Annotated in this window: 9 protein-coding genes; all 9 read left to right on the top strand. The window is 72.0% G+C overall.

Annotated elements, in window-relative coordinates; genetic code table 11:
• The first annotated feature begins 243 nt into the window (after positions 1-243).
• The 9 genes from B3S45_RS13270 to B3S45_RS13230 all read left to right on the top strand — a co-directional run bounded on the left by B3S45_RS13270 (position 244) and on the right by B3S45_RS13230 (position 10,510).
• Positions 244-1,455 (top strand): Gfo/Idh/MocA family protein, encoded by a 1,212-nt coding sequence (locus tag B3S45_RS13270; protein WP_071044961.1) that lies wholly within the window; start codon positions 244-246, stop codon positions 1,453-1,455.
• Between the two features lie 3 nt (positions 1,456-1,458).
• The gene (locus B3S45_RS13265) at positions 1,459-2,769 is read left to right on the top strand and encodes a dihydrodipicolinate synthase family protein (RefSeq protein WP_071044962.1); all 1,311 of its coding nucleotides are present in this window, start codon (positions 1,459-1,461) and stop codon (positions 2,767-2,769) included.
• On the top strand, positions 2,715-3,644 hold the full coding sequence (locus B3S45_RS13260; protein ID WP_414683093.1) for a sugar phosphate isomerase/epimerase family protein: 930 nt from the start codon (positions 2,715-2,717) through the stop codon (positions 3,642-3,644). Before B3S45_RS13265 ends, B3S45_RS13260 begins: the two co-directional genes overlap by 55 nt.
• 32 nt (positions 3,645-3,676) lie before the next feature.
• Entirely contained in the window at positions 3,677-4,711 is a 1,035-nt protein-coding gene (locus B3S45_RS13255) for a LacI family DNA-binding transcriptional regulator (RefSeq protein ID WP_286721163.1), read from the top strand.
• Between the two features lie 395 nt (positions 4,712-5,106).
• The gene (locus B3S45_RS13250; RefSeq protein WP_286721161.1) at positions 5,107-6,108 is read left to right on the top strand and encodes a LacI family DNA-binding transcriptional regulator; all 1,002 of its coding nucleotides are present in this window, start codon (positions 5,107-5,109) and stop codon (positions 6,106-6,108) included.
• Positions 6,109-6,187: 79 nt separating this feature from the next.
• A complete protein-coding gene (locus B3S45_RS13245) occupies positions 6,188-7,534 on the top strand; it encodes a Gfo/Idh/MocA family protein (protein ID WP_286721159.1) in 1,347 nt (448 codons plus the stop codon).
• Entirely contained in the window at positions 7,531-8,490 is a 960-nt protein-coding gene (locus B3S45_RS13240) for an NAD-dependent epimerase/dehydratase family protein (RefSeq protein WP_286721157.1), read from the top strand. Before B3S45_RS13245 ends, B3S45_RS13240 begins: the two co-directional genes overlap by 4 nt.
• 8 nt (positions 8,491-8,498) lie before the next feature.
• On the top strand, positions 8,499-9,398 hold the full coding sequence (locus B3S45_RS13235) for a 5-dehydro-4-deoxyglucarate dehydratase (protein WP_194385589.1): 900 nt from the start codon (positions 8,499-8,501) through the stop codon (positions 9,396-9,398).
• Positions 9,395-10,510 carry a mandelate racemase/muconate lactonizing enzyme family protein gene (locus B3S45_RS13230; RefSeq protein WP_286721155.1) on the top strand — a complete coding sequence of 372 codons (1,116 nt, stop codon included), beginning with the start codon at positions 9,395-9,397 and terminating at the stop codon, positions 10,508-10,510. The genes B3S45_RS13235 and B3S45_RS13230 overlap by 4 nt, the downstream gene beginning before the upstream one ends.
• Positions 10,511-10,584 lie beyond the last annotated feature (74 nt).

Here is a 10,584-nt window from a genome sequence, read left to right as displayed (position 1 = left end):
GCGGGCCGGCGCGGGGCGGCGTGCGGCGCGGGCCGGGGTGGGCGGCCTGGGACGGCGCCGGGGTGGGCGGCGGGCCGGGGTGGGCGGCCTGGGGCGGCGGCGGCGCGGGGCGGCGTGGCCACGCACGGGAAAGCGCTTGCGTGGCAGACAGGGGCGTGGCACACTGGGGAAAGCGTTTACCCCTCGGGGTTCCCCGGCTTTTCCGCGACCGTGACGTCGCCGGATACGAGAGAGAAGGATCGCATGACCGACACCACGATCGCCCCGCCCCAGGCCGAGGTCCGCCCGGCCGTCCGCGAGATCGGCATCATCATGAACGGCGTCTCCGGACGCATGGGGTATCGGCAGCACCTGGTGCGCTCGATCCTCGCGATCCGCGACCAGGGCGGCATCGTGCTCTCCGACGGCACGAAGGTCACGGTCAAGCCGCTGCTGGTCGGCCGCAGCGAGGCGAAGCTCGCCGACCTCGCCGACAAGCACGGCATCGAGGACTACACCACCGACCTCGACGCGGCCCTCGCCGACCCCCGCTGGGAGATCTACGCCGACTTCCTCGTCACCAAGGCGCGTTCGGCGGCTCTCCGCAAGGCGATCGCGGCCGGCAAGACCATCTACACCGAGAAGCCGACCGCAGAGACCGCGGCCGAAGCACTCGAGCTGGCCAAGCTCGCCGCGGCAGCCGGCGTGAAGACCGGCGTTGTGCACGACAAGCTCTACCTCCCGGGCCTGCAGAAGCTGAAGCGCCTCATCGATTCGGGCTTCTTCGGCCGCATCCTCTCGGTGCGCGGCGAATTCGGATACTGGGTCTTCGAAGGCGACTGGCAGCCCGCGCAGCGTCCGAGCTGGAACTATCGCACCGAAGACGGCGGCGGCATCATCGTCGACATGTTCCCGCACTGGAACTACGTCATGGAGAACCTGTTCGGCGAGGTGAAGAGCGTCTACGCCCAGGCGGCCGTGCACATCGCCGACCGCTGGGACGAGAACGGCGAGCACTACACCGCCACCGCGGAAGACGCCGCCTACGGCATCTTCGAGCTCGAGGGCGACCCCGAGCACGGAAACATCGTCGCGCAGATCAACTCGTCGTGGACCGTGCGGGTCAACCGGGACGAGCTGGTCGAGTTCCACGTCGACGGCACCCACGGCTCGGCCGTTGTGGGCCTGTTCGGCGCCAAGATCCAGCACCGCAACGCCACCCCGAAGCCGGTGTGGAATCCCGACCTCGCCGACGACCACGACTACGACGCGGACTGGGCCGCCGTTCCGACGAACGACGTGTTCCAAAACGGCTTCCGCCAGCAGTGGGAGGAGTTCCTGGAGTCGTACGTGCTCGGCACCGACTACGCGTTCGACCTGCTCTCCGGCGCACGCGGCGTGCTCCTCGCCGAGGCCGGCCTGGAATCCAGCCGCGAGGGCCGCAAGGTCGAGCTGCCCGCCCTGAGCCTGGACTGACGTATGACCCACCTCACTCTGCTCGATGCCGCCGGGTCGACCTCGCAGGTCGCGCTGCGCGAAGCATCCGGATTCACCAAGCCCACAACGCCACTGCGCAGCCGCCTCGCGTACGCGGCCGCGCACGTCGTGCCGCTCGTGCACGCCGACAACACCCCGGGGCGGCCCGCCGAGATCGACTGGGATGCGACGCTCGCCTTCCGCCGCTCGGTCTACTCCTGGGGCCTCGGCGTCGCCGACGCGATGGACACCGCCCAGCGGAACATGGGCCTCGACGCCGCCGCGGTGCGCGAACTCATCGCGCGAACGGCGCAGACCGCGCGCGAAGAGGGCGGATCGGTCGTCGTCGGCGTCAACACCGATCACGTCGAGGACGAGCACATCTCCCTCGACCAGGTGATCGACGCGTACCGGTCTCAGCTGGCCTTCACCGAGGAGCAGGGCGCCGCTCCCGTGCTGATGGCGTCGCGCCATCTGGCGCGCGCCGCATCCTCGGCCGAGGACTACCGCCGCGTGTACCGCGAGGTGCTCGGCGCGGCGCAGGTGCCGGTCGTGCTGCACTGGCTCGGCACCGCGTTCGACCCGACCCTCGAGGGGTACTTCACTTCGACCAAGCTCAGTACAAGCGGGTCGGCCGACTGGCGCGAGGCGTCCGAGGTGCTCCTGGAGATCATCGGCGAGAACACCGACAAGGTCGCCGGGGTGAAGATGAGCCTGCTCGACGCCGACGCCGAGGTGTCGGTGCGAGAGCGCCTCCCCGAGAGCGTGCGCATGTTCACCGGCGACGACTTCAACTACGTCGGCCTCATCGGCGGGACGGACATGCCGGACGTTGCGACGGGCGACGTTTCGTCTGGCTCTGCTCGCTCAACGACCGGGGAGGCCGGAGACGGGCGGGCCGGAGAGGCATCGGCTGGGGCGGCCGAGACGAAACGCGGATACTCCGACGCGCTCCTCGGCGCGTTCGCGGCGATCACCCCGGTCGCCTCCGCCGCGATCCAGGCGCTCGACGCCGGCGACGGCGCTCGATACCGCGAGATCCTCGAGCCCACCGAGGAGCTCAGCCGCCAGGTCTTCGCCGCGCCGACGTTCTACTACAAGACCGGGGTCGCGTTCCTGTCGTGGCTGAACGGCCACCAGCCGGCCTTCCAGATGGTCGGCGGACTCCACTCCGCGCGCAGCCTGCCGCACCTGTCCCGCATCGTCGAGCTCGCCAACGCCTCCGGCGCCTTGGAGCGGCCCGAGCTGGCCGCCATCCGATGGCACGGGATGCTGCGCCTGAACGGCGTCGACGTTCCGGGGGTGATCGCGTGAGCGTCGATCCGCGCCTGTCGATCAACCAGGGCACCCTCAAGCACGCCGACCTCGCCACGGCGCTCGCGGCCACATCCGGTGCGGGCGTCCCCGCGATCGGGCTGTGGCGCGAACCGGTGCAGGAGGTGGGCCTCACCACGGCCGCGTCGATGCTCGCCGACTCCGGGCTGCGCTTCACGACACACTGCCGGTCCGGCTTCTTCACGATGCCCGAGGGCCCCGCTCGCCGCGCATCCCTCGACGACAACCGGCTCGCCGTCGAGGAGGCCGCCACGCTCGCCGCGGCGGGAGCCGAGGGATCCACCGCGGTGCTGGTGCTCGTCGCCGGCGGTCTGCCCGAGGGCTCCCGAGACCTCATCGGCGCTCGCGAGCGCGTGCGAGATGCCATCGGCGAGCTCGCTCCGCACGCCGCCGAAGCGGGTGTCACCCTCGCGATCGAGCCGCTGCATCCGATGTACGCCTCCGATCGCTGCGTCGTGTCGACGCTCGGCCAGGCGCTCGACATCGCGCACGACTTCGACCCGTCCGTGGTGGGCGTGACCGTCGACACCTTCCACATCTGGTGGGACCCGGATGTGCTCCCGCAGATCGAACGCGCCGGTCGCGAGGGACGCATCGCGACGTATCAGGTGTGCGACTGGAAGACGCCGCTTCCGGCCGACGTGCTGCTGAGCCGGCACTACCCGGGCGACGGCGTCATCGACTTCGGGCCGATGACGCGCGCCGTCGTGGATGCCGGGTACACCGGCGACATCGAGGTGGAGATCTTCAACGCCGACGTGTGGGCGACCGACCCGGCCGAAGCCGTGCGACGCACCTCCGACGGCTTCACGGCTGCCGTCACGCCGCACCTTCCCGCGGTCGTTCCCGCCTGATCCTGCGCGGGCGAGCCCCTAGAATCCTGCACGTGACCCGAACACCCTCGACCGCCCGCAGCGCGGCCACCCTGCACGACGTGGCCCGCGAGGCAGGGGTGTCCTTGGCGACGGCCTCCCGGGTGCTGAACGGCTCCACGCGCAAGGTCGCCGAGAGCTACCGCGAGAAGGTGGAGGCGGCCGCTGAGCGCCTCGGCTACACGGCGAACCTCTCCGCGCAGGCGACGGCACGCGGCACCTCCGCCGTCGTCGCGCTGCTCGTCGCGGACATCGCCGACCCCTACTTCGGCCAACTCGCCTCGGGTGTCGCACGCGGCGCCGACGAGGCGGGCCTGGTCGTCACGATCGCCATCACCGAGCGCGACCCGGCGCGCGAGGTCTCGCTCGTCCGCGCGCTGCGCGGTCAGCGCCCGCGGGGCCTGATCCTGGCCGCCTCCCGAACGACCGGCCCCGACGCCGCGGGACTCGACCCCGAGCTCGAGGCGTTCCAGGGCATGGGCGGACGGGTCGTCATGCTCGGTCCGGCACCCGACAGCATCCGCTCGGTCGCCGTCGACAACCGTGGCGGGGCCCGCGCGCTCGGCGCACGTCTGCGCGAACTCGGCTACCGCGAGGCGGTCATCGTCGGCGCGCGCGAGGGCATCCAGACCTCCGATGACCGCATCGCGGGGTTCACCCACGGCTTCACCGGTGCCGGCGGGCGCATCCGCAGCGTCGTTCGCGGCGGCTTCACCCGCGACGCCGGGTACGCCGCCACCGAGGCGCTCCTGCACGATGAGGTGCCCCCGGGCACGGTCATCTTCGGCATCAGCGACGTCGTCGCGATCGGCGTGATGTCGGCGGTGCGGGATGCCGGGCGCGAGGTCGGCGCCGACATCGCCGTCGCCGGCTTCGACGACATCGCCACCGGCCGCGACATCCGGCCCGGCCTCACGACCGCGCATGTGCCGCTCGATGAGCTCGGCTACCGCGCGCTGCACGCCACCGTCGACGAGGAGTGGGACGCCTCCCAGCCGCCCCTGCCCGTCGAGGTGGTCGTGCGCGGCAGCACGCCACCCCGCCCCTGACCCCGCCGGCACCTGACCTCCCCGGCGCCACCAGCTCGTCGACACCGTCAGCCCCGGTGAACAACACAGGAGATCCGCGGCGCCCGGGAGCTGAAACCTGCCGACACACTGCGCCCCGACCGGAATCTCCTGTGTTGTCCGCGGCCCACCCGGCGAGCCGCCACTCGCCGCTGCCCGCTCTCGCCTGCATCGACCTCTGCCGCCCGCTGCCCGAGCTACCTGGCGAGGCGTCTTCGCGGTGAACAACACAGGAGATCCGCGTCGAATCGGGCTGAAGCCGCGCCGACAGGCCTGCTGCGCGCCGAATCTCCTGTGCTGTTCACGGCCGGCCGCCGCCGCCGACATGGGAGAACGTTTCCCGGGCGGATAGAGTGGCGCGAGCGAGAGGAGGCCGCATGCCGCGCCCACCGAAACGGGTGACCATCGCCGACGTCGCCGCGAAGGCGGAGGTGTCGCTGTCGACCGTGTCACGCGTGCTCAACGGCAATGTCACCGTCGACCCGGCCATGGCCGAGCGCGTGCGCGCCGCGGCTGCCGAGCTCGACTACTCCGCCAGCCCCCTCGCCCGCAGCCTCGTCCTCGGCCGCACCCAGACGATCGCCGTGGTCGTGCCCGATCTCGGCAACCCGACGTTCCAGGAGATCCTGCGCGGACTCAGCCGCGCGGCCGGAACCGCGGGCTACCACGTGCTCGTCGCCGACTCCGCCGAATCGGTCGACGAGGAGCGGGTGCTCGCCCTCACGACCCGACGCCGCACCGACGGCGTCGTGCTGTGCGCGCCGCGCATGGATGACGACGCCCTCGCGGCGTCGCTGCGCGAGCTGTCACCGGTGGTCGTCGTCAACCGCGACGTCGACGGAGCTCCCGTGGTCGGGGCGGATTACCGGCCCGCCTTCGCGGAGATCCTCACCCACCTGCACGGCCTCGGTCACCGTCGCTATGTCTTCCTCTCCGGCAATCCGCGCAGCGCATCGAACGCCGCGCGCGTCGACGCGATCACCGCGTTCGCCGACGCGCACGCCGAGGTGGAGATCACGCAGCTCCCGTGCGGGGTCGACGTCGACAGCGGTGCGCGGGTCGCGCCGGAGGTGCGCGCCTCGGGCGCGACCGCCGTGCTGGCCTACAACGACCTCGTCGCCATGGGGGTCATGGGAGTGCTGCGACGCGATGGCGTGCGCATCCCCGAAGACCTCTCGGTGACCGGGTTCGACGACATCCCGTTCTCGCGCTGGACCTCGCCCACCCTCACCACCGCGGCGGTGCCGGCTGAAGACCTCGGCGCACGCGCGTGGGAGGCCATGCAGGATCTGCTCACCGGCGCTCCGGCGGAGCCCGCCGCGCACTGGCTCCGCCCCGTCGTCGCGCTGCGCGAGAGCACGGGACCCGCCCCGTCCTGAGCGGCCGCCAGCATCCACCGCATAGGAGCACGACGGCCATGCGTGTTACACTGAGAAAACGTTTCCTGAGGAGCCATCGATGACCCACCTCCGCTACGCACTCGCCGGCGCCGGCGCGCGCGCCCAGATGTACGTCGACGCGATCACGACGACCTACGCCGACCGCGCCTCGCTCGTGGCGATCCTCGAGCCGAACCCGGTGCGTGCGCAGTTCCACGCCGACCGCGTCGCTGAGAGCGGCAAGCCCGCGCCGCTGATCTACTCCCCCGATCGCCTGGAGGAGATGATCGCCGCAGAACAGGTGGACCGCGTGATCGTCTGCGCGCGCGACGACCTGCACGCCGAGCTCATCGTGCGGTCGCTGGATGCCGGTGCCGACGTCGTCGTCGAGAAGCCCCTCACGATCGACGCCGCCAGCGCCGCCGCGATCGAGGATGCGATCGACCGCACCGGACGCGACGTGGTCATCACCTTCAACTACCGCTACTCCCCGCGCAACAGTGCGCTGCGGCAGATCCTGCAGGAGGGCACGATTGGGGAGATCACCTCGATCGACTTCTCCTGGATGCTCGACACCAAGCACGGCGCGGACTACTTCCGCCGCTGGCACCGCGAGAAGGAGCACTCCGGCGGCCTGCTCGTGCACAAGTCCAGCCACCACTTCGATCTCGTCAACTGGTGGCTCCGGTCCGTCCCCACCCGCGTCTACGCGTCGGGCGGGCTGCGCTTCTACGGTGCGGAGAACGCCGACGCGCGCGGGCTCGGCGCACGCGCTCCGCGCGGAAGCCACGACGACGCCGGCGCCTTCGAACTCGACCTGCGGGCCGACGCGAACCTCAAGGCCCTGTACTTCGATGCCGAGGAGCACGACGGATACCTGCGCGACCGCGACGTGTTCGGCGAGGGGATCACCATCGAGGACAATCTCGCGCTCGTGGTCGACTACGCCTCCGGCGCGACTCTCAGCTACTCACTGAACGCGCACGCGCCGTGGGAGGGCTACCGCGTCGCCGTCAACGGCACGAAGGGACGCGTGGAGCTCGAGGTCGTCGAGCGCGGCGCGGTGCTCGCCGACGAGGGCCTGCATCCGGTGCTCGACCCCAGCGCCGTCGACGCCGGAACCTCCGGATCGCTGCGCCCCGAAGGCGAGCGCCTTCTGGTGCAACGGCACTGGGAGGCCGCGACCGAGGTCGCGATCGAGAACCTCGCCGGCGGGCACGGCGGCGGCGACCGGCTGCTGCTGGCCGACGTGTTCGAGGGCCCCGGCGACGACCCGCTCCAGCGTCCCGCCGACTGGCGCGACGGTGTGCGTTCCATCTCGGTCGGCATCGCCGGCAACCGGTCGCTCGCGACGGGCATGCCGGTGCGTGTGGCCGACCTCGGCATCCGCTTCCTCGCCGCGAGCCCGGAGTCGGTGCCGGCGTGACGCGCATCGTCGTCACCGGTGGCGCCGGCCGGCTCGGGCGCTCGCTCGTGGCCGGTCTGGCTGATGCCGGACACGAGATCGTCTCGCTCGATCGTGAGGTCTCGGATGCGGTCGAGCTGACCTCGCGGGACGCGGTCACGCAGGCGGCCGTCGACCTCACCGACGCCCACGCCGCAGCCGCGGTGGTGGCGGATGCGCGGGCCGACGCGCTCGTGCACCTCGCCGCGATCGCCGTGCCCTTCAGCGCACCCGAAGACGTCATCCTGCGCACGAACGCCGCGCTCGCCCTGAACACGATGTCCGCGGCCGTCACCGCCGGTGTGCCGCGGATCGTCACCGCGTCGAGCCCCACCGTGCTCGGCTACGGATCCCCCACCGGATGGGTGCCGCCGTCGATGCCCCTCGACGAGTCCACGCCGCCCCGGCCGTGGAACGCCTACGCCCTGTCGAAGCTGCTCGCCGAGCAGACCGCGGCGATGCTCGCGCGCCAGACCGGCGACGCGACGCGGTTCGCGGCGTTCCGGCCGTGTTACGTCATCGCGCCGGAGGAGTGGGAGGGAGCCCTCACGCAGCAGGGGCACACCGTGCGCGAGCGCCTCGACGATCCGGCGCTGTCGGCGCCGGCCGTGTTCAACTACGTCGACGCCCGCGACGTCGCCGCCTTCGTCGACGTGCTCCTGGCCGCGATGGGCGACATCCCGAACGCCGAGACCTTTTTCGTCGGCGCCGATGACGCGCTCGCTCGCGAACCGCTGTGCGATCTCGTGCCGCGCTTCCACCCCGGAACCGAGGAGGTCGCGGCGGGCCTTGTCGGCACGACCCCGGCGTTCACGAGCGCGAAGGCCGCGCGCCTGATCGGATGGCGCCCCACCCGCACCTGGCGCGACGAACTCGCCGCCGCGGACGCCCGCGCCGCGGGATCGTCCCCCGACTCCCGAAAGGACACCGCCGCGTGAGCACCGGAATCGCCTTCGACGGCATCCTCTTCTTCCCCGTCACGCCCTTCGACGCCGACGACCGCGTCGACGATGAGCTGCTGCGGCGCCACGTCGGCACCACGATGGAGCACGGCCCGGGCGGGGTGTTCCCGGCGTGCGGCACGGGCGAGTTCCACGCCCTGTCGACGGATGAGGCCGCGCAGGTCGTGCGGTCCACGGTCGAGACGGTCGCCGGGCGCGTTCCCGTCGTCGCGGGCGCCGGCGGTCCGCTCGGCCACGCGATCGGGGTCGCACGCGCGGCTGCGGATGCGGGAGCCGACGCGCTCCTCGTCCTCCCGCCGTACCTCGTCGGCGGACCGCAGGCGGGCCTGATCGCCTACGTCGAGGCGATCGCGGCGGCATCCGATCTGCCCGTCGTCGTCTACCACCGCGCCAACGCGCAGTACTCCGTCGATGCGATGCGGCACCTCGCGCGCAATCCCAAGGTCATCGGCTTCAAGGACGGGGCCGGCGACATCGGCACGGCGCAGCTGATCGTGCGCGCGGTCGCGGAGGAGGGCCGCGACGACTTCGCCTTCTTCAACGGCCTGCTCACCGCCGAGCTCACCCAGGGGGCGTACCGCGGCATCGGCGTGCCGCTGTATTCCTCGGCGGCGTTCGCGATGATCCCCGAGGTCGCCGCCGCCCACTACCGTGCGTACATCGCCGGCGACGAGGACCGCCGCCTGCAGCTGCTCGACGGGTTCTTCCGCCCGCTCGTCGCGCTGCGCGACGAGACCCCCGGCTTCGGCGTCTCTCTCATCAAGACGGGCCTGCGGCTGTCGGGGATGCCGGTCGGCGGCGTGCGCGCCCCGCTCGTCGACCCCTCGCCCGCCCAGGAGGAGCGCCTGGCCGAGATCCTCGAGGCCGGACGGGCCCTGCTGTGACCGCGGTCGCTGCGGCGGAGGAGCATCCGACCGTCGCGACCTTCGAGACCCGGCTGATCCGGGTGCCGCTGACGCGCCCGTGGGGCGCCGAAGTCACCTCCGTCGGTGTCGTCGAGACGCACGTGGTGCGCTCGGACGGAGCGGAGGGCTGGGGCTTCTCGTGGACGCCGCAGATCGGCGCCGAAGCGGTGCACGCGATGCTCGCGAACGACGTCGCCGCCTTCGCCCGCGGGCGTTCGGCAGACCCGGGTTCGGAGTCCCTGGCGCTGTGGCAGCACCTCCACGAGGCCGGCGGCGGCGGGGTCACCACCATCGCGATGGCCGGGCTCGACCTCGCGCTGTGGGATGCGGCGGCGCGCGAGCGGGGCACGTCGCTCACCGGGTTCCTCGGCGGGCAGCGTCGCAGCGCCCGCGCCTACGGCTCCGGCGTGAACCTGCATTACCCGATCGACGATCTCGTCGCCCAGGCGCGACGGTGGGTGGATGCCGGCTTCGACGCCGTGAAGGTCAAGGTCGGCAAGCCCGACGTCGCGGAGGACCTCGACCGCATGCGTGCGGTGCGCGAGGTACTCGGGCCCGACCGCGCGCTCATGATCGACGCGAATCAGCGCTGGGACCTCGACCGCGCGACGCGGAACCTCGAGGTGCTCGCCGAGGTGGCGCCGGCGTGGATCGAGGAGCCGCTGCGCGCCGACGACCTGGCCGGGCACATCGCCCTGTCCGAGCGCCTGGCCGCCACCAGCCGCATCCCGATCGCCGTGGGCGAGAATCTGCACAACGTCTTCCGCTTCGACGACTTCCTGCGCACCGGAGCCGCCCAGATCGTGCAGCCGAACGTCGTGCGCGTCGGCGGCATCACGCCGTTTCTGGGGATCGCCGCCGTCGCGGCCGAGTACGGTGCCGCCGTGCATCCGCACCTGCTGCCGGAGCTCTCGGGACAGCTGGCGCTGTGCCTGCGCGGTGTCCCCGGCGTGCCGGATCCGCTCGTCGAAGACGTCGAAGACGCCGGCTTCGGCGAGCTCGACGCCCTGCGGGACCCCTCGCCCGTCCGCATCCACAACGGCGCCCTCACCGAGACCGACCATGTCGGGCTCGGCATCCGCTTCACCTGACCGCCTGCGACCACTCGGGAGCAATCATGAGCACCAGCATCACCGACCTCGACCGCCTCGTGTCCGCCGCCGCG

This window comes from Microbacterium sp. UBA1612 (assembly GCF_002321605.1).
Lineage (GTDB): Bacteria > Actinomycetota > Actinomycetes > Actinomycetales > Microbacteriaceae > Microbacterium > Microbacterium luteum.
The sequence above is the reverse complement of the archived record's forward strand: the minus strand, read 5'-3'. Positions and strand labels throughout refer to the sequence as shown.